Origin of the sequence: Flavobacterium aeripolare (assembly GCF_013294025.1) — a bacterium.
Classification (GTDB): Bacteria; Bacteroidota; Bacteroidia; order Flavobacteriales; family Flavobacteriaceae; genus Flavobacterium.
Genome location: NZ_JABSNL010000008.1, coordinates 119557 through 143705, shown reverse-complemented (window position 1 = coordinate 143705; position 24149 = coordinate 119557). Strand labels below are relative to the sequence as shown.

General features: G+C 34.8%; 23 protein-coding genes and 1 tRNA gene. 18 read left to right on the top strand and 6 right to left on the bottom strand.

Features of this window, described 5'->3' with window-relative positions; translation table 11 throughout:
- Positions 1–330 precede the first annotated feature (330 nt).
- From HNQ00_RS10660 to HNQ00_RS10645, 4 genes are all read left to right on the top strand, one after another.
- Entirely contained in the window at positions 331–765 is a 435-nt protein-coding gene (locus HNQ00_RS10660; protein WP_173838489.1) for a PaaI family thioesterase, read from the top strand.
- 37 nt (positions 766–802) lie between these two features.
- Positions 803–1885, top strand: a complete 1083-nt coding sequence (locus tag HNQ00_RS10655; RefSeq protein WP_173838488.1) for an isochorismate synthase — start codon at positions 803–805, stop codon at positions 1883–1885.
- A 52-nt stretch (positions 1886–1937) separates the two neighbouring features.
- Positions 1938–2654, top strand: a complete 717-nt coding sequence (gene bshB1 / locus HNQ00_RS10650) for a bacillithiol biosynthesis deacetylase BshB1 (RefSeq protein ID WP_173838487.1) — start codon at positions 1938–1940, stop codon at positions 2652–2654.
- A 76-nt stretch (positions 2655–2730) separates the two neighbouring features.
- Positions 2731–2806: transfer RNA gene (locus tag HNQ00_RS10645), tRNA-His, on the top strand.
- Positions 2807–3012: 206 nt separating this feature from the next.
- Here HNQ00_RS10645 and HNQ00_RS10640 read toward each other — a convergent pair.
- The 3 genes from HNQ00_RS10640 to HNQ00_RS10630 form a co-directional block, all read right to left on the bottom strand.
- Entirely contained in the window at positions 3013–4032 is a 1020-nt protein-coding gene (locus HNQ00_RS10640; protein WP_173838486.1) for a M28 family peptidase, read from the bottom strand.
- Positions 4033–4043: 11 nt separating this feature from the next.
- On the bottom strand, positions 4044–4817 hold the full coding sequence (locus HNQ00_RS10635; RefSeq protein ID WP_173838485.1) for a dienelactone hydrolase family protein: 774 nt from the start codon (positions 4815–4817) through the stop codon (positions 4044–4046).
- A gap of 109 nt (positions 4818–4926) precedes the next feature.
- The gene (locus tag HNQ00_RS10630; protein WP_173838484.1) at positions 4927–5379 is read right to left on the bottom strand and encodes an Lrp/AsnC family transcriptional regulator; all 453 of its coding nucleotides are present in this window, start codon (positions 5377–5379) and stop codon (positions 4927–4929) included.
- Between the two features lie 233 nt (positions 5380–5612).
- Between HNQ00_RS10630 and rocD the strand changes: the two genes are divergently transcribed.
- The 14 genes from rocD (at position 5613) to HNQ00_RS10560 (ending at position 20796) form a co-directional block, all read left to right on the top strand.
- Positions 5613–6896: an ornithine--oxo-acid transaminase gene (gene rocD / locus HNQ00_RS10625; RefSeq protein WP_173838483.1), complete on the top strand. Its 1284-nt coding sequence runs from the start codon at positions 5613–5615 to the stop codon at positions 6894–6896.
- Between the two features lie 12 nt (positions 6897–6908).
- A complete protein-coding gene (rocF, locus tag HNQ00_RS10620; RefSeq protein WP_173838482.1) occupies positions 6909–7871 on the top strand; it encodes an arginase in 963 nt (320 codons plus the stop codon).
- Between the two features lie 33 nt (positions 7872–7904).
- Positions 7905–9332, top strand: a complete 1428-nt coding sequence (locus HNQ00_RS10615; protein ID WP_254598490.1) for a molybdopterin molybdotransferase MoeA — start codon at positions 7905–7907, stop codon at positions 9330–9332.
- Between the two features lie 7 nt (positions 9333–9339).
- Positions 9340–10086 carry a sulfite exporter TauE/SafE family protein gene (locus tag HNQ00_RS10610; RefSeq protein ID WP_173838481.1) on the top strand — a complete coding sequence of 249 codons (747 nt, stop codon included), beginning with the start codon at positions 9340–9342 and terminating at the stop codon, positions 10084–10086.
- A gap of 42 nt (positions 10087–10128) precedes the next feature.
- The gene (gene mobA / locus HNQ00_RS10605; RefSeq protein WP_173838480.1) at positions 10129–10701 is read left to right on the top strand and encodes a molybdenum cofactor guanylyltransferase; all 573 of its coding nucleotides are present in this window, start codon (positions 10129–10131) and stop codon (positions 10699–10701) included.
- A gap of 2 nt (positions 10702–10703) precedes the next feature.
- A complete protein-coding gene (gene cobA / locus HNQ00_RS10600; RefSeq protein ID WP_173838479.1) occupies positions 10704–11501 on the top strand; it encodes a uroporphyrinogen-III C-methyltransferase in 798 nt (265 codons plus the stop codon).
- The gene (locus tag HNQ00_RS10595) at positions 11498–11734 is read left to right on the top strand and encodes a MoaD/ThiS family protein (protein WP_173838478.1); all 237 of its coding nucleotides are present in this window, start codon (positions 11498–11500) and stop codon (positions 11732–11734) included. The genes cobA and HNQ00_RS10595 overlap by 4 nt, the downstream gene beginning before the upstream one ends.
- Before the next feature lie 44 nt (positions 11735–11778).
- Positions 11779–12858, top strand: coding sequence for a HesA/MoeB/ThiF family protein (gene moeB, locus HNQ00_RS10590; protein ID WP_173838477.1), 1080 nt, complete (start codon positions 11779–11781; stop codon positions 12856–12858).
- A 10-nt stretch (positions 12859–12868) separates the two neighbouring features.
- Positions 12869–13306 (top strand): molybdenum cofactor biosynthesis protein MoaE, encoded by a 438-nt coding sequence (locus HNQ00_RS10585; RefSeq protein WP_173838476.1) that lies wholly within the window; start codon positions 12869–12871, stop codon positions 13304–13306.
- Between the two features lie 130 nt (positions 13307–13436).
- Complete coding sequence (gene moaCB / locus HNQ00_RS10580) at positions 13437–14351, top strand: bifunctional molybdenum cofactor biosynthesis protein MoaC/MoaB (RefSeq protein WP_173838475.1); 915 nt, start codon at positions 13437–13439, stop codon at positions 14349–14351.
- Positions 14338–15345 carry a GTP 3',8-cyclase MoaA gene (gene moaA, locus HNQ00_RS10575; protein WP_173838474.1) on the top strand — a complete coding sequence of 336 codons (1008 nt, stop codon included), beginning with the start codon at positions 14338–14340 and terminating at the stop codon, positions 15343–15345. The genes moaCB and moaA overlap by 14 nt, the downstream gene beginning before the upstream one ends.
- A 415-nt stretch (positions 15346–15760) precedes the next feature.
- The gene (locus HNQ00_RS10570; protein ID WP_173838473.1) at positions 15761–16531 is read left to right on the top strand and encodes a hypothetical protein; all 771 of its coding nucleotides are present in this window, start codon (positions 15761–15763) and stop codon (positions 16529–16531) included.
- Positions 16524–18974, top strand: a complete 2451-nt coding sequence (locus HNQ00_RS10565) for a DEAD/DEAH box helicase (protein WP_173838472.1) — start codon at positions 16524–16526, stop codon at positions 18972–18974. The genes HNQ00_RS10570 and HNQ00_RS10565 overlap by 8 nt, the downstream gene beginning before the upstream one ends.
- A gap of 517 nt (positions 18975–19491) precedes the next feature.
- Entirely contained in the window at positions 19492–20796 is a 1305-nt protein-coding gene (locus tag HNQ00_RS10560; protein WP_173838471.1) for a M28 family peptidase, read from the top strand.
- A gap of 220 nt (positions 20797–21016) precedes the next feature.
- On the opposite strand, the gene HNQ00_RS10555 is transcribed toward HNQ00_RS10560, so the two are convergent.
- The 3 genes from HNQ00_RS10555 to HNQ00_RS10545 all read right to left on the bottom strand — a co-directional run bounded on the left by HNQ00_RS10555 (position 21017) and on the right by HNQ00_RS10545 (position 23037).
- Positions 21017–21652, bottom strand: coding sequence for an HAD family hydrolase (locus HNQ00_RS10555; protein WP_173838469.1), 636 nt, complete (start codon positions 21650–21652; stop codon positions 21017–21019).
- 25 nt (positions 21653–21677) lie between these two features.
- Positions 21678–22325, bottom strand: coding sequence for an HAD family hydrolase (locus HNQ00_RS10550; protein ID WP_173838467.1), 648 nt, complete (start codon positions 22323–22325; stop codon positions 21678–21680).
- A gap of 124 nt (positions 22326–22449) precedes the next feature.
- A complete protein-coding gene (locus HNQ00_RS10545) occupies positions 22450–23037 on the bottom strand; it encodes a DUF4202 domain-containing protein (protein ID WP_173838465.1) in 588 nt (195 codons plus the stop codon).
- Positions 23038–24149: the final 1112 nt, after the last annotated feature.

The window sequence follows — 24149 nt, the reverse complement described above, 5'->3', positions numbered from 1 at the left end:
TAATATTTACTAGTATATAAAAGCTTTAGTATTGAAAATCAAAGCGGTAATTTTGCATTAGTGTGATTTTCGTAGTTTGAATAGGATGAAATTAAGATATCCCACCTCTAACTGAATTTTTTGCAAAAAGTCACAGTTTGTCTTTTAACTAAGAGTGGTATTGGGTAAAAATATTATTATAGTATTAAATTACAGTAACCAAACAGATAGAATACGCTACTTAGCGACCATAATTTCTATAAACCTGCTACATTTCAAGAATAAGCCGTTAGATTTTAATGGTGTCTCTTATCTTTTATTTATTTTTACATTCTTATTTGACTTAAAAATATGACTCTAGATAAAAATAAAATGATTGCTTATTGCAATACGTTTTCAAAAAACACCTTGATGGAAACCTTGCAAATTGAATATATAGATGCCGGTGAGGATTTTCTTGTTGCTAAAATGCCAGTAACGGCAGCGGTGCATCAGCCTATGGGTTTGTTGCATGGAGGTGCTTCGGTGGCACTGGCAGAGAGTGTTGGGAGTGCTGCATCGCATTTTTTTATAGACGCAGAAACGCAAGAAATTCGCGGAATCGAAATTGCAGCAAATCACTTAAAGAGTATTCGATCGGGTGTTGTTTATGGAACGGCGAGAATAATACATAAAGGGCGTAGTTTGCACCTTTGGGAGATTAAAATTACTGATGAAGAAGGAAATTTGATTTCGCTATGCAAGTTAACCAACATGGTTTTGTCAAAAACTACCAATAAAAAATAGTGTAAGCATTAAAGTGGACTTATAAACAACAGCTGTTATGATCGATTTTTTTATTAAAGTAAAACAACAAGAAGCGCAAAACTTACCTTTTGTAATTTATCGAAAACCCAATAAAACAAAATTAATTGGCTATTTTCAGCAGAATGATCACTTGTATTTTTCTGAGAATTTAGAAGAGAGCGGTTTTATTTTTGCTCCTTTTGAAAACAATCAAAAACTATTGATTCCTAAGGATGAGGCGGTGAAGTTAGAGTCTAAAATGAGTGTTATAAAATTTGATACTATTGCTACTGAAGCAATTCCTAGAGATGAATCTAGTAAAGCTGCTTTTGAGATGATGGTGAAAAATGCAGTTGCAGCGATAGCAAATGGAGATTTTAATAAAGTGGTTTTGTCTCGTAAAGAAACCATCGATGTCCCCGATTTTGAAGTGGTTGCTGTTTTTACTAAGTTAGTGCAAACCTATCCTACCGCTTTTTGTTACTGCTGGTATCACCCAAAAATAGGAATGTGGATGGGAGCCACTCCGGAACATTTGCTCAATGCAAAGAAAAAGAGTTTTTATACGATGGCATTAGCGGGAACACAAAAATATAGTGATACAGTTGAAGTAGTGTGGGGACGCAAAGAAATGGAGGAGCAGCAGTTTGTAACCGATTTTATCATTGATAATCTAAAGGAGATAACTACTGAGGTTTCTGTATCCAGTCCTTATACGCTGCAGGCGGGTAATTTATTGCACATTAAAACAGATATTGAAGGCGTTTTAGATCAAGATTCTAATCTAGAGCAGGTAGTTGCCGTATTGCATCCTACGCCTGCTGTGTGCGGTTTTCCTAAGGCTGCAGCCAAAGAATTTATTCTCGAAAACGAAAACTACAGTAGGGAATACTATACAGGATTTTTAGGCGAACTTAATAAAAAGAGTAGTGGTAATGGCAAGTTACAATCTGACTTGTACGTGAACCTACGTTGCATGAAAATTAAAAACCATAATACTGCAGCGCTAACTAAAGCTAATTTATATATGGGCTGTGGGATTACAAAGGACAGTGTGCCTGAGGATGAATGGAAGGAAAGTGAGAATAAGTCAATTACCATGAAAAAAATTGTGCTGTAAAAACGCATTATAAATACAATAAACAGAATAAAGAATATTTAAATTAGAATAAATGAAACTAGATATAGTAGCCTTTGGCGCACACCCAGATGATGTAGAATTAGGTTGTGCAGGAACAATTTTAAAAGAGATCTCATTAGGTAAAAAAGTGGGAATTGTAGATTTAACACGTGGAGAATTAGGAACGAGAGGATCGGCTGCGATACGCCATCAAGAAGCGACTGCGGCGGCTGAGATATTGGGAGTTACCGTTAGAGAGAATCTAGACATGCGTGATGGCTTTTTTACAAATGATGAGCAGCACCAGTTAGCGGTGATTAAAATGATTCGTAAATACAAGCCAGAGATTGTGCTTTGTAACGCAATCGATGACCGACATATTGATCATGCAAAAGGGAGTAAGTTAGTTTCTGATGCTTGTTTCTTATCAGGTCTTGTGCGTATTGAAACAGACATCGATGGCGTTAAGCAAGAAGCATGGCGACCAAAATTAGTGTACCATTACATTCAATGGAAAAATGTTGTTCCAGATTTTGTGGTTGATATTACTGGCTTCACAGATAAAAAAACAGAATCGATATTAGCGTACGGTTCGCAATTTTATGATCCAAATTCTAAAGAACCAGAATCACCAATTAGCTCGAAGAATTTTCTAGAAAGCTTGAATTATCGTTCTAGAGACCTCGGACGTTTAGCAGGCGTAGAACATGCTGAAGGTTTTACTGTAGAGAGGTATTTGGCAGTCAATAGTTTAGGAGATTTGATATAAATTTATTGATTTTTTTTGCTCAAAATGTTTGTAGAAGTAAACTTTAGTTGTATCTTTGCCACCGCTAAGAGCAAATGGTGGTTGTAGCTCAGTTGGTTAGAGCATCGGTTTGTGGTACCGAGGGTCGCGGGTTCGAGCCCCGTCTTCCACCCAGAAAGCAAAAGCCTCTCAGAAATGAGAGGCTTTTTTTGTGGTATAAACTCTCGTAAAAAAAAGAGCGCTTTGATAGATCAAAGCGCTCTTTTTTTGCACAAAGGATAGTAGTGAAAATCCTCCCGATTTTTATCGGGAGATTGTAGCGAATAGCCTGACCTAGCTGTAACGATAGTGAAAGCTAAGATGTGCCCAAATTCGGTATTTACTCTTTATCAACTACAGGTCTGTTTTCACGATTAGCAACTTCCCATGCAATCGAGAATGCAAGCTGTGCTCTCTTTGTCAATGCGTCAAATTCGATTTTGTCTACTGTATCTGTTTTTTTATGGTAGTCAGCATGCACCCCGTTAAACAAGAATACAGATGGAATACCGTGCTTTGCAAAGTTATAATGGTCTGAACGCTCGTAAAAGTGATTAGGGTCGTTTTTATCATTGAATCTAAAGTCTAAATCGATCTTAGTGTACTTCTCGTTAACTTCTCTACAAATACGGTCTAAATCGCTTGATAAACGATCCGCTCCAATTAGGTAAACGTAGTTGTTTGAGGCTTCGTGTGCCACATCGCGGCGCCCTATCATGTCAATATTAATATCGGTTACCGTATTTTCAAACGCGAACAACGGATTCTCTGAATAATAGCTCGATCCTAGTAAACCATGCTCTTCACCTGTTGCGTGAAAAAACATAATAGAACGTTTGGGTCCGTGGCCGTCTTTCCTTGCTTTGGCAAAAGCCTCAGCAATTTCTAATAATGCCACAGTTCCTGATCCATCATCATCTGCACCATTATAAATGTCTCCATTATTGATCCCTACGTGATCATAATGAGCAGAAATCACAACAACTTCTTCTGGTTTTTCTGAGCCTTCGATAAAAGCCCAAATGTTTTCTGAATCATTCAAATTGTCTCCTTTTCTTCTGTTTAAGAAAGCAGCAGGAACTTTTTGATAAAAAGATTCAGCAACTTTTGGGAATGAGATTCCGTTTTTAGTATACTGACTTATCAAATATTTACTCGCTTTCTTTTGCCCAACAGAGCCAGTTTCACGCCCTTCCATCGAGTCGTTTGCAACAATATTTAAATGTGTCTTTAAATCGGCTGCTGTGATCGAATTTAAGTATTTGGTTGGATTAGAATTATCGACCTGCTTGGGCGCTTTAACGGTCGAACAAGAGGCCATTGCTGCTGCAATAGCTAAAATTGGAATGATTTTTTTCATCTGGTTATTGGTTATTTTTTTAATACTTCGTTCAAAAATACTTTTAAGTGTTCAAAAGAGCGTTTGGCTGCTTTTTCATTGTAAGCTGCGCCTTTAGAATTGTCGTTTCCATATTCAGGATTTGTGAAACCGTGCACAGCATCAGCATAATAAATCATTTGCCAGTCTGCTTTTGTGTCGCGCATTTCTTGTTGGAAAGCCGCTACTTCAGCCGCAGAAACGTAAGGGTCGTCTGCACCGTGGCAAGCCAAAACTTTTGCTGTAATTGGTTCTGAAGGGCGAGATGCATCCTTAGATAAACCACCATGGAAAGAAACCACTCCTTGCACTTTTAAATGTCCGCGAGCTGCTTCAAGTACTCCAGTTCCTCCAAAACAATATCCTATGGCAACAATGTTATCAGGATTGGCTCCGCTTTTAATTAGCTCGTCTAGTGCTAGCTGAATGCGGTGTTGGTAGCTCTTGTAATTCGTTTTGTAGTAACTTGAATTTTTTCCAGCCTCGGCATTGTCTTTTGGGTAATTACCTTCTCCGTAGATATCAGCGATGAAGGCGTTGTAACCTAGTTTAGATAATTCTACGGCGATATCTTTAGACGCTGTGTCAATTCCGTGCCAAGCAGGAAGAATCAAAATCCCTGGTTTACTAACTGATTTTTTAACTGCCTGGATCGCAAAACCATTGAGAACTTGTGCCTCATCTTTGTATGTGACTGCTTTTAACTGAGCAAAAGCGCCATTGGAACAAATCAATATTCCTAGGATAATAAATTTTATGCTTTTCATAATTTAATTTTTTAAGAAACAAATATCCGAAAATAAATAGCTAGCTCTTTTTTATGGCACTAATTTACATTTTTTTTAATAATTGTTTAGTGGTCTATTTTAGTTGCGCTTAAAGACTGATATTCCTTTTAAAAGCGCAACCTAGTTCGATCATGGAATCGGTTTTTGCAATTCCGGGGATGTTGTCGATTTTTTCGTAGAGTAGTTTACGCATGTGTTCGTGATCTTTGGCAATCATTTTAATATATAAGGTGTAAGAGCCAGTAATGAAATAACATTCTGTTACTTCTGGAATTTTCTTCAGTTCTTCGATTACTCGGTTAGAATCTTGGTCTTTATTTAGCGTGATTCCGGTGAAAGCGCCCCAATCGTACCCTACTTTCTTTTCGTTTATAATAGGTTTAATGCCCGTAAGAATACCATGCTCAATAAGGCGATTTATGCGCTGATGCACCATGGTGTTAGAAATCTTTAATGTCGTTGCAATAGTCGAATAGGCGGTGCGGCCATCCTTCTCAAGTTCTTTAATGATATTAATGTCGTATTGATCTATTGCCTCCATATTATAGTTTAATAAGTGTAGTTAGTACTGTTTTATAGGATAAAAGTACTTTAAAATTTTACTTTTTCACTATGATTTTCGAAATAAATAAATTATTTGACTTTTAAAATTTTTATTTAGGAGTGAATTAACTTTTTATCAATGTTTTTAAGTCAAAAACTTCTAATTATTGGGTTAAATAGTTTAAATTGTATAGATTTGTAATTCACAAAATAATCTTAAAATTTATATCTATGCAAGACGCAACTCAAAAGCTCTCAAGTAAATCAGAAGCATTAATCGCTAAAGAAGACAAACATGGTGCACATAACTACCATCCATTACCCGTGGTACTTGAAAGAGGAGAAGGCGTGCATGTATGGGATGTAGATGGTAAACAATACTATGATTTTTTATCTGCATATTCTGCAGTGAATCAAGGGCATTGCCATCCAAGAATTGTGGGAGCAATGGTAAAACAAGCACAAACGCTAACGTTGACATCAAGAGCATTTCATAACGATCAGTTAGGTGTTTTTGAAGAATATGTTACAAACTACTTTAATTTTGATAAAGTGCTTCCTATGAATACAGGAGCAGAGGCTGTAGAAACAGCGTTGAAAATATGTAGAAAATGGGCCTATGAAGTGAAGGGAATTCCTGAAAATCAAGCCGAAATTATTGTTTGTGAGAACAACTTTCACGGAAGAACAACTACTATTATTTCGTTTTCAAATGATGAGAATGCACGTAAAAACTTTGGTCCTTTTACCGATGGATTTATTAAAATAGCCTACGATGATATCGATGCATTAGAAGCAACTTTAAAATCAAGTAAAAACATTGCAGGGTTCTTAGTAGAGCCTATTCAAGGAGAAGCAGGAGTGTATGTTCCTACAGAAGGGTATTTGGCTAAGGCCAAAGCACTATGTGAGGCACACAACGTTTTGTTTATTGCTGATGAGGTACAAACAGGAATTGCGCGTACAGGTAGATTATTAGCGACTTGTGGAAATTGTTCTTGTCAAAATGCTTGTGAGAACAAACCAGAGGTGAAACCAGATATCTTAATTCTAGGGAAAGCTATTTCAGGTGGTGTATATCCTGTTTCTGCGGTGCTGGCTAATAACGCAATCATGAATGTGATTAAGCCAGGACAGCATGGATCTACCTTTGGTGGGAACCCAATTGCTGCAGCAGTAGCGATGGCAGCTCTTGAAGTGGTTAAGGATGAAAAATTATCAGAAAATGCAGAGCGTCTAGGAATAATTTTAAGAAAAGGGTTAAACGAGATCGCATCTAGAAACCCATTAATTACTTTAGTAAGAGGAAAAGGATTGTTGAATGCTATTGTGATTAACAGCGATGAAGAGTCTGATCTTGCATGGGATATTTGCTTGAAATTTAGAGATTACGGTTTATTAGCTAAACCTACACATGGTAACAAAATTAGATTTGCGCCACCATTAGTAATTACTGAGGAGCAAATTCATGACTGTCTTGCTATTATTGAAAAAGCACTTAACGATTTTAAATAAGCCACTGTTATTATGGAAAGAGCAATAAAATTAATCAAGAATAGATCTGATATTGGCGCTGGAACACGCGGTTCTGATATGGGGATTGATGCCATAGAAATCGCTGCCATCAACAAAGGCAGTAATTATTTTAATCTTTTTCCATTTGAGGATGTAAAAACGCACAACGAAAGTATATACGACAAAAATCGAAATACTTTTGCAAAGCGAATCGAACATGTAGTGGAGCAGTGTACTCGCGTGAGTTATGCTGTTAAACACAATCTCGAAGCTAATTATTTTCCTATTGTTTTATCGGGTGATCACTCGTCTGCTTTAGGAACGATTAGCGGTATCAAAGCGGTATACCCTAATAAAACATTAGGTGTGGTTTGGGTTGATGCACACGCAGATTTGCATTCTCCTTACACTTCGCCATCAGGAAACATTCATGGAATGCCTTTGTCTGCTGCTTTAGGGAATGATAATCTCGATTGTAAAATCAATGAGATCACTCCTGAAACAGTACAGCACTGGGAGAACATGAAAAATATAGGTATCGACCAACCTAAAATTAAAGCTGAAAATTTGATTTATTTTGGCGTTCGCGATACTGAAGATGCAGAGGACAAACAAATCGAAAAGTTAGGTATTCGTAATTATATGGTTGATGAGGTGCGCTTTCGCGGATTACAAACTTGCGTTGCAGAAGCCTTGTCTAAGTTAGCAAACTGCGATTTAATCTATGTCTCTTTTGATGTTGATTCAATGGATTGTGATATGATCTCTTATGGGACAGGAACTCCTGTTGCTAAAGGGTTTGATAAACAAGAAGTTACTGATATTATTAATGGCCTTATTAAGTCTAAAAAAGTATGTTGCTTAGAAGTTGTAGAGGTAAATCCTTTACTTGATACAAAAGGTAATAAAATGGCCGAAACTGCCTTTGAAGTCCTTGAAAATGTCACAGAAACAATAGATCTCTGGATAGCTTAAAAGCTCTTTTTTAAAATACAAAAACCCCAAACAATGCTCGTTATTGTTTGGGGTTTCTTTTTAGTAATAATCTGGCAAGGAGTTGATTTGGTATTTATATGGCCTTTTATTGGATTAATTCCTTCGGTATCAAGCTTTAAAATGGAATTAAATATATCTTATAATAATTTATCAATAGCAAATAGTAGCTTGATAGAAATGCAGTTTTTAACAATTCATACTGAAAGTGCATGGCTTGATTTATTTATATTTGTGATTAGTACAGAACTGTCCTTTAAAACAATTTCTATGATTCAAGTTGAAGATGCATTAGCCATTGTAGCTGCTAGCAGTAGTAAGATGCCAATAAAAAAAATAAAAGTGGGTAAAGCATTGGGATTCGTCCTTGCAAAAACCATTTATTCACCTATTGATATGCCTCCTTTTAGACAGTCAGCGATGGATGGCTATGCTTTTATTCACGGTGATGTTAGTGCATTATCGGTGGTAGGAACTTCGCAGGCTGGAGACTATAGAAATGCGGCATTGAACGGTAATGAAGCTATTAGAATTTTTACAGGTGCCTATATTCCTGATGATGCTAATACGGTCGTAATGCAGGAGCATGTAACAGTAACTGATAGCCATATTACAATTGATAAATTGCCAGCAGCGGGAACAAATGTTAGAAACAAAGGCGAACAAATAAAAAAGGGCGAAGTAGTACTAGAAAAAGATACAGTGATTTCAGCAGCAGCAATTGGTTTTTTAGCTGGACTTGGAATCGAGACTATAAAAGTATATTCAAAACCGAAGGTAGGAATTATTGTCACTGGAAACGAATTAGTACCGGTGGGGAAAAAATTACCTAAAGGGAAAATATACGAGAGTAATGCAGTGATGTTAGCAGCAGCTTTAAAGTCAGTTGGGATAAATAAACCTATTGTTTTTAAAGTGAAAGACAGTTTAAAAGCGACGGCCAAAATGATCGAAAGTTGCCTGACACAGTTTGACGTTATTCTAATTTCAGGCGGTATTTCGGTGGGTGATTACGATTTTGTTAAAGAGGCTTTGCTGCAAAACGGAGTAGAAGAGTTGTTTTATAAAATCAATCAAAAACCTGGAAAGCCTTTGTTTTTTGGAAAAAAAGAAGAAAAATTAGTTTTTGCCCTGCCAGGAAATCCGGCGTCTTCATTGACTTGCTTTTATGTGTATGTGCTTGCAGCATTAAAAAAACGATTGGGCTTAACCGAAATTCATCTACCAAGAAAGAGCAGAAAAATCAGTGCTGCCTATAACAACGGCACCGGGAAGACTTTGTTTTTAAAAGGATTTTATACCGATCATGATGTTCGGGTTTTAGAAAGTCAGAGTTCAGCGATGCTGAACACTTTTTCTACGGCAAATTGTTTTATTACGATTCCGCAGGATGTTCGGGAGATTGCACAAAACGATGAGGTAACGATTATTCCTTTTAATTAGTTGGCATATGGAGTTACTTTCTACTAGTGATTTAATCATTTTTTGTGTGGCTTTAATGGTAGTCGCATTTTTATATTCAAGTGTTGGTCATGGTGGTGCTTCGGGTTATTTAGCGTTAATGGCAATTTTTGCTGTGCCCATCATGGTAATGAAACCGTCAGCGTTATTACTCAATTTGTTTGTGTCGAGCACGTCATTTTGGTTTTATTATAAGGCTAATTTTTTTAAACCCAAGCTGTTTTATCCTTTTGCAATAGCATCGGTACCAGCAGCATTTTTGGGAGGTTACATTACGCTTGACACTGCGATTTACAAAGCAATTTTAGGAGTGGTTTTGGTTTTTGCAGCTTTACGGTTGTTAGGTGTTTTTAGTTCGAAAGAAAAAGAAATCACCGCTATAAATATTCCGTTAGCTCTTGCAGCAGGTGCAACGATTGGCTTCCTATCAGGAATGTTAGGCATAGGAGGAGGAATTATCTTGAGTCCAATATTGTTATTATTAGGTTGGGCAACTATAAAAGAGGCAGCTGCAATATCTAGTTTGTTCATCTTTGTGAATTCCCTAGCTGGTTTTGGAGGTTTTCTTTTAAGTGGTAGTTCGTTCCCTATTGAGAGTCTCTACTTTGTTCCGGTAGCTGTAGTTGGAGGAATGTTAGGCGCTTATTATGGGAGTGGAAAATTTTCAAATAAGACTTTGAAATATGTTCTAGGCGTCGTGATTTTATCAGCGAGTGTAAAATTGATTTTTCCGTAAAACAACGGACTTGTAAAGTCCAATAAGATACAGCGATAAACAATGAATGATGTAAGTGTAGCAATTTTATGCGGTGGCAAAAGCAGCCGAATGCAGTCTGAAAAAGGACTGGTGTTATACCGTGGAATTCCGTTTATCGAATATGTAATTGCTGCTGCAAAAGATATTTCGACAGATATTATTTTGATTACAAATAGTACTGATTACGACTATTTACCTTTCGAGAAAAAAAAAGATATCGAAAAGGATAAAGGACCACTAGGCGGAATTTATACAGCGCTAACTTATGCCAAGCAGCAAAACTGTGTGATTTTAAGTTGTGATATTCCATTAATAAAAGCGTCATTACTGAGATTATTATTCGAAAACAATAAAGAAGACAGTATGGCGACCGTTTTTAAAGATGGGGAACATACGCATCCTTTGATAGCTTGTTATTCTAAGAAAGTGTTGCCTAAATTAAAAACGGCAATTGTAAATAATGATTTAAAAATGATGCGTTTTTTAGATTGTATTGAAGCAAAATACATAAGCATTGAAGATGAAAGAACTGTGCAGTTTCAAAATATAAATACTAGGGAAGCATTAGCACAGTTAGAACAAAAAAAGATCTAGAAATGGAAAAAGCAAAGGTTGCCAAATTAACGATTGTAGGAGCAGGACCCGGAGATGTAGATTTGATTACAATCAAGGCGGTGAAAGCTTTGCAGGATGCTGATGTGATTTTGTACGATGCACTGGTAAATGAAGAATTATTGACACATGCTACGCATGCTGAGGTAATTTTTGTGGGTAAGAGATTAGGGTGCCACGCTTATAGCCAAGACCAAATTAACGAATTAATTGTAGTCATGGCAAAAAAGCACGGTCATGTTGTGCGTTTAAAAGGAGGTGATCCTTTCGTCTTTGGGCGTGGTGGTGAAGAGACTGCTTACGCCGAGGAGCATGGCTTAAAAACAGCAATTGTTCCAGGAATTTCTTCAGCATTAGGAGTGCCTACAGCAAATGGAATTGCACTTACACAACGTAAAGTTTCTGATAGTTTCTGGGTGATAACAGGAACAACAGCAAACCATAAATTATCTAAAGATGTGGATTTGGCTTCCAAGTCTTCTGCAACGGTAGTCATCCTTATGGGGATGCATAAACTAAAAGAAATTGTAAGTTTATACCAGAGTAATCGAACAGATAATTTGCCGGTAGCGATTATTCAAAATGGTACTACAAGCCAACAAAAAATGCTGATAGGAACGGTAGATTCTATTGAGGCTATGGTTCAAGAACATCAATTGACATCTCCTGCAATTATAATTATAGGAGCCGTCGTGAAAAACCCCACTAAATTAAGTGCCTTGTATAGCGAGGCAACTTTAAGTGAAGGAGCCGTTTTTCAAAATTTAAATGAAAAAAAATGATTACAATAAAATATTTTGGAGCCATTGCGGCAGAGACCAAAACAACAGAAGAAGCGGTTTCTTTTGCTGAGCAATCTCTAGAAGAGTTGTTGCAAACAGTAACTGCAAAGCACGGTTTTGATTCTATTGCATTTAGTGTAGCAGTAAATCAAGAGCTGGTACAAGATCTGGCAAATTATAGGTTACAAAGTGACGATGTAGTCGCTTTACTACCGCCATTTGCGGGTGGTTAAGAATTAAATAAATAGTTAAAATATTAATAGTCCAGAGCATTATCATGGAATCACAACGTTACAATAGACAAATCATACTCGATGAAGTAGGAGCAAGCGGTCAGGAAAAACTCAAGCAAGCCAAGGTCTTAATTATAGGACTAGGTGGTTTGGGTGCTGCTGTATTGCCTTATTTGGCGGCAGCTGGAATTGGCGAAATAGGTTTGCTAGACGACGATGTCATTGATGTGAGTAATTTGCAAAGACAGGTTATTTACAAAACAACTGCAATTGGCAATCAAAAAGTTGCTGAAGCAGCAAAAATGGCAGTAGAATTAAATCCGCATGTAGTAATTAATACAGTAGCCGAAAGATTATCTAGTAAAAATGCCATTGCGTTATTCAATCAATACGATATCATCGTTGATGGGACCGATAATTTAAGCACTAAATATTTAATTAACGATGCTTGTTGTGCTATCAATAAACCATTTGTATACGGTTCGGTTTTTAAATTTGAAGGACAAGTAGCTGTTTTTAACTACGATAACGGACCTTCTTATCGCTGTGTATTTCCAGAGGAAAATGCTAGTGCTGCTAGTTGCAATGAGGCAGGCGTAATGGGAATATCTGTTGGTATCATCGGGATGTTTCAGGCTAATGAAGTCCTTAAAATGGTTTTAGGAATTGGTCAAACGCTATCTGGAAAATTACTAGTGTACAACATGCTTACAAACGAGCAGCAAAAGTTCAATGTCAAGAAAAAAGACTTTTTGATTGCCGATCGTTTTGCTTTCGATAAAAAATACAATAGCATAGAATCAGCTTTTGATACCATTACTGCAACAGATTTAGAGCAGTATATTAACGATGAAAACAGCCTTCTTCTAGATGTTAGAAACCCTGAAGAAATGCCAAAATTGATCACTACTAATTGCATTGCAATTCCGTTGTCAGAGTTGGCTACAAATCTAGATGCAATAGATAGCGATAAAACAATAGTCGTTTTTTGTCAATCAGGTATTCGAAGTAAAAAAGCGATCGAAATATTAGCAAGTAGCGGCTTTAAAAAGTTGCTAAATGTCTCAGGTGGTATGAGTGCCATTAGTAAAATTAAAAATAACGAAGTAGTATTTACTTCTTAAAAATAGAACCATGAGTAAGAAAACAGTTTTCGTACAAGGGGCAATTTCAAGTGAATTTATTGCACAATCAATCGCAAAGCACCAAGGCAAACACAGCATTGGGGCACACAACATATTTTTAGGACAGGTACGCGCAGATGTTCATGGTGAAACTAAGGTAAAAGCCATAGAATACACCGCTTATGAAGAAATGGCAAACGAAAAGTTAGACGCTATTAGAGAGAAGGCTTTCGCCAAATATGATTTGGTTTGCATGCACATCTATCACAGTCTTGGCGTTGTTGAAGTAGGTGAAGTTTGCTTGTTTGTTTTTGTTTCTGCAACTAGAAGAAAACAAGTTTATGAAGCAACAGAATCTATTGTAAACTGGATTAAAGAAGAGGTTCCTATTTTTGGAAAAGAAATTTTTGAAAACGAGGATTATACTTGGAAAGTGAATACGTTGTAAATCAATACGTAACGCTTGAATATTAAAAAATAGTTGAGGTCTTAAACGCTTTTGACTACAACATAAATAAAAAATCGTTTTACTACTGGAGTACGTTTCGTTCAACAGTTTAAAACACTAGAGCATTAAAATGGTAGATATCACACATAAAATAAATACGTTGCGTTCTGCAACGGCGATGGCTACTGTTTTAGTCAGTCATCAAGATACAATAGACGCAATTGTCAATAATTTGGTTCCAAAGGGGAATGTACTCGAGATGGCAAAAACAGCCGGATTGTTTGCAGTAAAAAACACACATTTGTCTATTCCAGATTGCCATCCCTTACCTATTGAATATACTGCTGTAGCTTATGAAATACGCGATTTGAGTATCGATATTTTATTCACAGTAAAAACAGTCTATAAAACAGGAGTAGAGGTCGAGGCCATGCACGGCGCGTCGATTGTGGCGTTGACCATGTACGATATGTTAAAGCCTATTGATAAGCAAATCGAAATTTCGACTATTAAACTAGTAGAGAAAAAGGGAGGGAAATCGTCTTATAAAAACAATTTTGACAAACCCATAAAAGCAGCTGTTTTTGTATGTTCTGATTCTGTTTTTGCTGGCCAAAAAGAAGATCGCTCTGGGAAAATTATCGTAGAAAAATTGGCTTCTTATGGCGTTGAAACTACGCATTACGAAATCATTCCTGACGAAGTAGATTATATTCAAGAGCGAACTAAAAAATATACTGAAGACAACCAACTGGTTATTTTTACAGGAGGAACGGGGCTTTCGCCACGTGATGTCACACCGCAAGCACTAGAGCCTTTGCTAGAAAGTCGCATTCCAGGTATTGAGGAAGCTATCCGTAATTATGGTCAAGACCGCATGCCGTATGCCATGTTATCGCGATCAGTAGCGGGAACTTTGGGAGACAGTTTAGTGCTGGCATTACCGGGTTCTACAAACGGTGCAAAAGAATCTATGGATGCTATTTTTCCACATGTTTTGCACATTTTTCACATATTTAAAGGCACTAATCATGACGCCAAATAACACATTATTAACGGATGATTTTGGGCGACAGCACAACTACCTGCGCATTTCTTTAATCGAGAAATGCAATTTGCGTTGTACGTACTGCATGCCTGCAGACGGAATCCCACTGTCTCCAAAAGCCGACATCATGACTGCCGATGAAATTTTTGAAATCGCCAAAACCTTTGTGGATTATGGTGTAGACAAAATTAGGCTAACAGGAGGTGAACCTTTACTACGCAAAGACTTTCCAGCGATAATCAAACAATTGTCTTCGCTAGAAACAGAAATATCAATCACTACAAACGGCATTCTAATTGACAGGCATTTAGCTGTTTTAAAAGAATGTAAAGTTTTAAAAATCAATTTAAGTTTAGACACTTTGGTGGCTACTAAATTCAATGCCATCACTCTGCGCAATCAGTTTTCTATTGTCATGGATAACTTGGCGTTATTACTAGAGCATAACTTCAAAGTAAAGATAAATGTGGTGCTTATTAAAGGGTTTAATGATAACGAAATCATCGATTTTATTGCCTTGACAAAGGAAATGCCCATTTCGATTCGGTTTATAGAATTCATGCCTTTTGCGGGTAATGAATGGGACAGCAGTAAGATGGTAACGCAACAAGAAATTTTGAACCAGGTAGAAGCGCATTACACGCCTGAACACGTCGATAAATTAATTGACGAAGCTAACTTTACCGCTAGGGAATACAAAATCAAGGGTCACAAAGGAAGCTTCGGAATCATTAGTTCGATAAGCAACCCGTTTTGCGATGGATGTAACCGCATACGACTGACTGCAAACGGAAAAATAAAAAACTGTTTGTTCTCAAATTCTGAAACTGATTTGCTAACGCCTTTTCGCAATAAGCAACCCATAGAAGATGCGATTTCGGCCGCTATAAAAAGTAAAAAGAAGGTGAGAGCCGGCATGACTACCACCGCCGAAATCAACAATCCCACCTTAAATCAAGACAACCGCAGCATGATCAGCATCGGCGGATAATACCTTTAGAATAATCAGGAGCAATTCCCGTCATTCGTTACAACACATTTGCTTTCAAATCCTTTTTCTAGCAGCTGGCAGGAGCTTCCTTTGGTCGCTCTGCCAGCTGCAGTAAAAGCAATCTTCAAGCTGCATGGGGTTTTCACTTCTCCCGGGGCTAGGGGAGTTGTGGGCTATCACGGCTATTGTGATTTACCATTATCACTAAAACGTGGTACGATTTTTATTATATGTTCGAAATTAATATTCAGATTTTTCGGATATTTATTTGTATGTTTGGAAATGTGAAATAATATGATGTTTTCGTTTACACTCTCAAAATAATTAAGTACTTCTAATATTTTTCTAAAAATAACTTAATAAGATGATATTTTATCTAAAAGTTAAGTAGATAGACTTAAAAATATAAAACTATATGTTCGGCAGATATAAAATAAATTTATCAGAAAATATAACTTTACATTGTTTAAATATCGATGAATATTCTGATAGATTAAAACAGTACATTGAAGGTAATATCCACTTCATTTGGAACGGAGACAATGAAGAGATAGAGAGCACTGATGATATTAGAATAACAAAAATTGAATTAAAAAATCTGATAAATAAAAAAACACCAGAACAAAAAATTGGTATTGTTTCTGAATTCATTTGTCATCTGTATCTGCGTGCAAATAAATATGAACAACACTTTTTATTTAGAAATCTTGAAGAAAAAGGTATGAAAAAAGGCTTTGATGGGCTGTATTTAAAAAATAATGATTACTATATTTATGAAAGTAAATCTTCTTTGGAAACAACCGCTAAAGCTTCACACAATGGAAATATTGGAGAAGCCTATAATGATCTGAAGAAAAAAATAGAAGGTACGAACACGACAAATGATCCGTGGAGAAATGCCTATAATCATTCTTGTCATAGAAGTATTAATTATAATATTAGCATTTCAGACACATTGAAAAAACTCTCGAAGGATTATGTTCAGAAAAAATTCAGTAAAATTGAGACCTATAATATTATACCGAGTTCTACTCTATATTTAGGAAGTAAATATTCCAAAATATTGAATAGTGATTTAAAACTCAAAATTGAATTGCTAACTAAAAAATACAAATTCAAAAATATTAATGTGATATGCATTAATAAAAGTTCGATTAAATATTTTATTGACTATTTAGATGAGTAAGATTACAAGTGCAGAAAAGAGGCAATTATCAGCGCTAAAAAATAATAGTTTCTTTAATTCATGTTTTAAAAAGCTAGTTTTAAACATTTCATTGAATTATGAAGAGTCTCAATATATACTTAGTTCGGCAATAATATTTTTTAGATATTATAATAACGACAAAAGATTGAAAGGTTTTTTTAATATTGCATATTATATTATATTGAAATATAGTTTTATACATAAGCAATTTAAACCATTATATGATATTTCACTACAAATTGGATTTTATCCTATTTCAGATTATTTAATTAAAAATAATTTACTTGAAGAAGTTAATTTACATGAAGCTCTAATAAATAAAGAAATACGAAGCATTTATAGTAAAGAATCATATATTGAAACAATTGAGCAGTTTAACAGATCAAAAGATGTTTTTGAAAATATTAAGTCCAAAGATACTGCTTACATCGCACCAACATCATTTGGAAAAAGTTCTATAATTCGCGATGTCATTATTCAGAATAACTTTAATAGAATAGCAATCATTGTTCCTACAAAATCATTGTTAATACAGACCTACAATGATATTAGGAAGCTTAATTTAAACTATAAATTAATTCTCCATGATGAAATGTTTAATCAAGAAGAAAGATTTATTGGGATTTTTACACAAGAGCGAGCTATTAGATTAATTAATAAAAATAAAGTTTCGTTTGACATGTTATTTATAGACGAGGCTCATAATTTACTAAATAATGATAGCAGAAATCTAATATTATCTAGATTAATAATGCTCAATCATAAGCATAATAATAATCAAAGACTTTTATATCTATCACCATTAATATTTGATAGTTCTAATTTAAAAATTAAAAATACCTCTGAAGGTCAAATATTTGCGAGTACAATTAATCACAACTTAAAGACTTACGAAGTATTGTTTGTAGATAATTTAGGTAGGCTTTCGAACTATAATAGATTCACGGATGATATGTATCATATAGGTGAAGGTTATGGACTTCAGGAATATATAGTAAGTAGATCAAAGGAAAAAAATTTTATATACAATTTTCGTCCAATAAACGTTGAAAAGATTGCAAATGAGATTAATAAAGGTTTAGTAAAACTAGACAAAAATAGGAATTTATTAAAAATTTCAAATGTGATTTCTACCGAGGTTTCTGCAGACATTGATTTAGTTCAATATATCCTTAATGGAGTTATTTATTTACATGGAAAACTTCCTAATATTTTAAAAGAATATTTAGAATATAATTATAAAAGATGTGCAGATTTGAAATATATAATTGCTAATTCAGTTATTTTGGAAGGAATGAATTTTCCTATTGATAACCTTTTTGTTACTTCAACTTATGGATTAAACGCTAAGGGCTTGAATAATTTAATTGGTAGGGTTAATAGATTAAACTATGTTTTTAAAGATTCTTTAGAGAAAATTATTTCAGATGTACATTTTATTGATAGTGATCTGTTTGCTGGCTCGAATGGTAAAATGATTAATAAAATAAAATTATTAAGAGAACATTCTTTTGTAGATGAAAATAAAAATCCGCTTTTAGAGAATTATGATATTGAAAATTTAAGATTGTCTAAAGCAAGTATGGAAATTAGAAGAATTAAAGATGAGACGATTAAGGTGTCAACTGATTATTTATTAAATTTTATTCCTAAAAATTTAGAGGAGTCAATCAGAAAAAATTTTATCGAAAATAACATAGATGATTTTTATAAAGATTATGAAAGGGTAATTCCTTTAATTATTAAAAATATATCAGCTATAAGTGATAGAGAAAATATTATTCAAACTATTTATGAAGTGTTTGTCAAAAATCTAGAATCCGAAATTAAGGACTATGAACTTGAGCGTTTGAGTAATACCCAAGCAAGGAGTTACTATCAATATTACATTGATGTTTTTCAGCTTTTAGGAATAAAAGATAAAATAAGACATACTTTAGAGTATTTTATTCAAAAAGCGAATGACAAAAACGATACTTTTCTATTTATTGGAGGTGCATTTGGTGAGGTTGTTAGAGATTCAGTTATATATATGAACAGAGAATATCAACAAAAGGTTTATATCAACTTAAAGAACAAAACACGGAAGGAATTAGCAAACATTAGTTTAATAAAGATTAAAATTGAGGATGATTTCGTCAGTTTTAAAATTAAGAAGCTTATCATTTTTTTGTATGAATTTAAATTGATAACTGAAAAGACATACCACTTAGCAATTTATGGCAGTTCTGATATTGAACTTATAAATTTAACAAGGATTGGTTTAAATCCTAATATTGCTAGAGTCTTGAAAGATAATGACCAAATGCAGAATATACAGTTTGACGGTAATGGTAATTTATTCTCAAATGATTTATTTAAAAAATTTATGTCGTCGCAATCGGAACTATTTAAATTTGAAGTTAATAAATACATTATATAATAAGGCACAGATAGCTGGTCCTTATTACCACAAGTTCTTTACTATATTATGCGTTAGTGGCACTCCCTCACTTCACCCTAATGTCACAATGTGTTATATATGTAAAGCCTTGCGTGTATGATTTATCAACAATCTAAAGATATATCTAGCAACTAATCTACCTCATAAAATCCTTCACAAACCGTTTCGAGTTAAAGTATACTATTTGCTGTAGATATATAAATTTGCTTTATGGCGTTAACAATTATAATACTGTCATGAAAATTACTCGTAAATAATAGCCCTGATGGGAGCGGCATCCTCGTAACGTAGTGAAGAGATACAGCGGACAGCAGGAGGGGAGTTCTTGAAAATGACGGTTATCGTGCTCCTAAATTAAGATGTAGCAGCAAATACTATTATTGAAATGGAATTAATAGTGACGAATATATGTTGGTTATTTTATTAATTTCACTGTAACAGATTTCGATAAATACACTCTTATAACAAAACGATTACTACAAATAAAAATACAGCTATGAAAAAAATTGTTATAAGTGGTTTAATGCTTTGTGCGGGGATGGTATCTCAGGCGCAATCTATTGATAAAATTATCACTGTCAAAAAAGTAACCGAGGTAGAAACTATCCTTGCTGCTGATGATATGGAAGGTCGTGCTACCTTTAGCAAGGGAATAGATAAGGCTTCGGGTTACCTCGAAAACCAATTTAAAAAGATAGGCTTAGAAACTTTTAATGGTGCTAAAGATTTTCGCCAAGAGTTTGCAATGACCGAATCTAAAATGAAGAGTTTGAATGTTCAAATTGACGGAAAAACAATTGAGCAAGATGCGATGGTTGCTTTTTCATATCAAAATGAAGCAAGCTTTACAGAAGATAGCCCCATTGCTGTAGTCAATATCCGAGCTGGAGAATCTTTTGGACCTAAGTTTTATGAGTACTATCAAAGTGATAAAAACTTATTAGTTCTTGTAGATAATTCTTTTAAAAGAGCGATTGCAAACTTGCGTCACATGAATCAGGTGGCTACGACTCCAGGAAAAAATACGGTGGTTTTTGTTTTTGGACCTAGTGAAGCAAAACATTTTACCGTTGAGGTACAAAACAAGGTGTCATTAAACAAACTTAACAATGTTGTGGGTGTTTTAAAAGGAAAAAGCAAACCTAATGAATTCGTGATTTTCTCAGGACATTACGATCATCTAGGAATTGGATCTCATGACGAAGGACCAGCTACGGCTTCAAAGGATACTATTTTTAATGGTGCTAATGATGATGCGGCAGGAACAACGGCGGTAATCATGCTTGCGGAGTATTTCAAGAAAATGAATAACAATGAACGCTCGATAATTTTTACTGCGTTTACAGCTGAAGAAATTGGTGGTTATGGATCACAGTATTTTTCTAAACAATTAGACCCTGCGCAGGTGATGGCAATGTTTAATTTAGAGATGATAGGTACAGAGTCTAAGTGGGGGAAAAATTCTGCTTACATAACAGGATATGAAAAATCAAACATGGGCGAAATTTTACAGAAAAATTTAAAAGGATCGCAATTTCAATTTCACCCAGATCCTTACACTGACCAACAATTATTTTACAGATCAGATAATGCAACGCTTGCAAGACTAGGGGTGCCTGCACATACTATCTCGACTTCTAAGATGGATAGTGAAGCAAATTACCATCAGGCTAGTGACGAAATAGGCACGTTAGACATGAACAACATGACCGAAATTATTAAGGCGATTGCGATTAGCTCGTCATCAATTATTAGCGGTCAAGACACGCCTTCAAGAGTAGATACGACGCAGTTGAGGTAAAATATATTGCTTTCGCTTTACGCGAATAGTCTTTAAAACCATTTAGATTTTAAAAGTTAGCAAGTTGGTCTTGTTATTTTAATAATCTAGATGGTTTTGCTATTTCAGTGCAATTAGTTTATAAAAGAAATAATGTTGGTGGAGGCTATACAATAGACTAATCTTAAAAGCTATTGTTTTTTCGAATGGCAATCTAATTAACCAAATGTATTAAAACACCTTATTGTAATAAATCATAAAGCGCGTTCATATGGGTAAAAATAGGTATGGAAAATGACTCAAAAATATGCTCAGAACCATGAGCTGCATATGCATAAACATCAAATCCACCAGCAATTGCAGCTTGAACACCTACAGGGCTATCTTCGATTACCACACAATCTGAAGCTGAAAAATCCATTGTCTTTGCGGCATGTAAGTACAGCTTAGGGTCTGGTTTCCAACTATCAATATCGTAAGCGCTAAAAATGTTGCCGTCAAAGTGATGTAATAAATTTGTAGTTTGTAAGTTCAGTTTAATTTTATCTGCAGGTCCGTTAGAAGCCACACAGATAGGGATTTTTATTTGTTCAAGTAATTGAGGTACACCGTCAACTGCTTTTAAATCGGTTTTAAAAGCCGCAAAGGAACGATCTCTAAAATCAGATTCGAAGCTCTCGGGTAGGTTTATAGCTGTTAGGGTATCGATATAATCAAAACAGAATTCTAAAGATTTTCCTAAAAATTGGGACATAGCCTCTTGCTCTTTCAGGGGTATGCCTAATTCATTTGCCATTTGCACTAAAGTATTGATCGAAATTTTTTCACTATCGACCAGTACGCCGTCGCAATCAAAAAGTATGCATTTGTATTTCATAATTAAAGCTGTTGAGGTTCCTGTGTTACACCAATTCTAGCAGTTCTATTGGAGATTTGATTATTTGACTGGCTCCATTTTCTTGCAATTCTTCTACCGTTCTAAAGCCCCAAGAAACCCCTACGGCATACATTTTTGCATTTGTGGCTGTTTGCATGTCGACACCACTATCACCAACATATATAATTTGGGAACTCGGAATTTTCCAGGTCTCACTAATAGCTATTGCCGCTGATGGATTGGGCTTTTTAAGTGCCTCAGTGGTTAACCCTTGTACAATTTTAAAATAGTCAGGAAAAAGTGTTGCGACAATTTTTTTAGTCAATGCATCTGCTTTATTAGACAGAATGGCAATGGGAATGTTTTTGCTTTTTAAGACATCAAGTAATTCAAAAACTTGCGGGTAAACATTAGTTTTTTGCACGCAATTAGCGGTGTAAAAATCCATAAAATCGTTAAAGCAACGCGTAATTTCTGTCGTTGTTTTTTTGCTTTCCGGCAATGCTTTCTCTACTAAACTAAGGAGTCCATGACCTATAAAAAGGTTGTAAGCACTATAATCATGAGTAGGGTAGTGATTGTCTTCAAGTACCTTGTTCATCGCATCGGCAATGTCTTCAAGCGAATTTACTAAGGTTCCATCAAGATCAAAAATTAGTGCTTTGTATTTCATTGTATCTTTTTAATTATTATAACCGCATTATTTACTTAAGTGTCTTATTCGAAAATAGAAATGCTGCAAAAAATACTTTCTTTCACTTGCAAATAATGGAATTAAGCTAGAATGTGTTGCGATTTTATGCGCCTATTGCTTCTTTTATTAATTCCAAATTTGGGACAGAATAAGGTAGCGTAAGCGCATATTGATGACCTTTGTCAGACATTTTATTCCAGGTTTTCAAGATGATATTTTTCATTTTTTCACGGTCGTGTTTTTGCACAAAGTCATCTAAATAAAATTCCAGAAAAACGAGGCAAATTACATCTTCCAATAGTTGTGTTCCTGAATCCTTCTTGAGTTGCTTTTTTTCGATTAAAAAACGCACTCTGTCAATAAATGTAGCGTCATACCCTACACTTTCTAAAATATTTGCAGTCGTATTTGCGTGGAATTTTTTTAATTCTTCGCGCCATTTTAAATAGCCCACACGATCCAGCGGATAACTATCACGAGCAATCTTCCATCGACAAATGTGTTGCGCTTTGCACGCTATTTTTATTTCCTCTGTTGCATCTGCCTCAAATTTTAATAACTGACCGTACATACGATCAGAGTACAGAAGTTCTTTCGGGAAAGAAACGTTTTGGTATAATTCAATAGTGGGATCTTGTGCATTTGCTGCGTCTATTTGCTCAAATGCTTTTTCTAGTAAAGCGTTTTTCATTTGTGTAAGGATATTTTCAAAGATACCGATTTATAATTTTTAAAAAAATGCTAGATCTGTATTTTAAGATCATTTTAGCGAAAATCAGTTTTGTAACCAACAGCCAATTTCAGTCGATTAATTGGCCTGTTTAGGATTTAAAGATGGTGAGAAAGCGCGTTAGAATAACAAAGCGTAGCGTAATGCGATACTTTCGCATCAGATTCTAAATTGTTATTCTTATCGAATGAACGGTGCGGTTGTCGTAAAGTATATAAATTAAAGAACCGCAGATTCGCAAATTAAGGTTTTACATAAATTGGATTTTTGGTGTTACTTGTTTTAGTACAGAATAGACGATTTAATTATTATAGCGCATAAAAATTAAAGAACCGCAGATTCACAAATTAAGGTTTGACATAATTTGCGAATTTGATATTACTTGATTTACTATTGAAACGACGATTTAATTATTATAGCGCACAAAAATTAAAGAACCGCAGATTCACAAATTAAGATTTTACATAATCTGCGAATTTGCGGTTAACTGTTTTAGTATCGAACAGGCGATTTAATTATTATAGCGCATAAAAATTAAAGAACCGCAGATTCACAAATTAAGGTTTTACATAATTTGTAAATTTGCGGTAAATTTTTTTATTCATGATAGTAAGTAAGTAGAAGTAAGCATGTTCAAAAACAACTACAAATGAAGCAATAAATAATATGCGAATTTACGGTTAATTTTTTTAAGCTGTTTATCAAATTGTATGAGACCGAAAATTCGCAAATTAAAATTTAAGTTAGTTTTGGGTTAAGTGTTTTATTGTCTGAAAGTGTAATCAAGGTAGTGTTGAAGCTCAGATTTTTAATGGTAAGAAAATAATTTGCGAATTTGCGGTAAATTTTTCTTGATAATATTGATGATTACTTCCAAATAAGTATGCTTGACAAAACACTACAAAACACTATAAAAAACAGCAACAAATAATTTGCGAATTTGCGGTTGACTGTTTTAGTATCGAATAGGCGATTTAATTATTCTAGCGTATAAAAATTAAAGAACCGCAGATTCACAAATTAAGGTTTTACATAATCTGCGAATTTGCGGTAAATTTTTCTTGATAATATTG

Bases quoted from the DNA above. Each gene is read 5' to 3' on its own strand.
- HNQ00_RS10660 (WP_173838489.1), top strand. From the start codon at position 331: ATGACTCTAGATAAAAATAAAATGATTGCTTATTGCAATACGTTTTCA.
- HNQ00_RS10655 (WP_173838488.1), top strand. From the start codon at position 803: ATGATCGATTTTTTTATTAAAGTAAAACAACAAGAAGCGCAAAACTTA.
- bshB1 (WP_173838487.1), top strand. From the start codon at position 1,938: ATGAAACTAGATATAGTAGCCTTTGGCGCACACCCAGATGATGTAGAA.
- HNQ00_RS10640 (WP_173838486.1), bottom strand. From the start codon at position 4,032: ATGAAAAAAATCATTCCAATTTTAGCTATTGCAGCAGCAATGGCCTCT.
- HNQ00_RS10635 (WP_173838485.1), bottom strand. From the start codon at position 4,817: ATGAAAAGCATAAAATTTATTATCCTAGGAATATTGATTTGTTCCAAT.
- HNQ00_RS10630 (WP_173838484.1), bottom strand. From the start codon at position 5,379: ATGGAGGCAATAGATCAATACGACATTAATATCATTAAAGAACTTGAG.
- rocD (WP_173838483.1), top strand. From the start codon at position 5,613: ATGCAAGACGCAACTCAAAAGCTCTCAAGTAAATCAGAAGCATTAATC.
- rocF (WP_173838482.1), top strand. From the start codon at position 6,909: ATGGAAAGAGCAATAAAATTAATCAAGAATAGATCTGATATTGGCGCT.
- HNQ00_RS10615 (WP_254598490.1), top strand. From the start codon at position 7,905: ATGCTCGTTATTGTTTGGGGTTTCTTTTTAGTAATAATCTGGCAAGGA.
- HNQ00_RS10610 (WP_173838481.1), top strand. From the start codon at position 9,340: ATGGAGTTACTTTCTACTAGTGATTTAATCATTTTTTGTGTGGCTTTA.
- mobA (WP_173838480.1), top strand. From the start codon at position 10,129: ATGAATGATGTAAGTGTAGCAATTTTATGCGGTGGCAAAAGCAGCCGA.
- cobA (WP_173838479.1), top strand. From the start codon at position 10,704: ATGGAAAAAGCAAAGGTTGCCAAATTAACGATTGTAGGAGCAGGACCC.
- HNQ00_RS10595 (WP_173838478.1), top strand. From the start codon at position 11,498: ATGATTACAATAAAATATTTTGGAGCCATTGCGGCAGAGACCAAAACA.
- moeB (WP_173838477.1), top strand. From the start codon at position 11,779: ATGGAATCACAACGTTACAATAGACAAATCATACTCGATGAAGTAGGA.
- HNQ00_RS10585 (WP_173838476.1), top strand. From the start codon at position 12,869: ATGAGTAAGAAAACAGTTTTCGTACAAGGGGCAATTTCAAGTGAATTT.
- moaCB (WP_173838475.1), top strand. From the start codon at position 13,437: ATGGTAGATATCACACATAAAATAAATACGTTGCGTTCTGCAACGGCG.
- moaA (WP_173838474.1), top strand. From the start codon at position 14,338: ATGACGCCAAATAACACATTATTAACGGATGATTTTGGGCGACAGCAC.
- HNQ00_RS10570 (WP_173838473.1), top strand. From the start codon at position 15,761: ATGTTCGGCAGATATAAAATAAATTTATCAGAAAATATAACTTTACAT.
- HNQ00_RS10565 (WP_173838472.1), top strand. From the start codon at position 16,524: ATGAGTAAGATTACAAGTGCAGAAAAGAGGCAATTATCAGCGCTAAAA.
- HNQ00_RS10560 (WP_173838471.1), top strand. From the start codon at position 19,492: ATGAAAAAAATTGTTATAAGTGGTTTAATGCTTTGTGCGGGGATGGTA.
- HNQ00_RS10555 (WP_173838469.1), bottom strand. From the start codon at position 21,652: ATGAAATACAAATGCATACTTTTTGATTGCGACGGCGTACTGGTCGAT.
- HNQ00_RS10550 (WP_173838467.1), bottom strand. From the start codon at position 22,325: ATGAAATACAAAGCACTAATTTTTGATCTTGATGGAACCTTAGTAAAT.
- HNQ00_RS10545 (WP_173838465.1), bottom strand. From the start codon at position 23,037: ATGAAAAACGCTTTACTAGAAAAAGCATTTGAGCAAATAGACGCAGCA.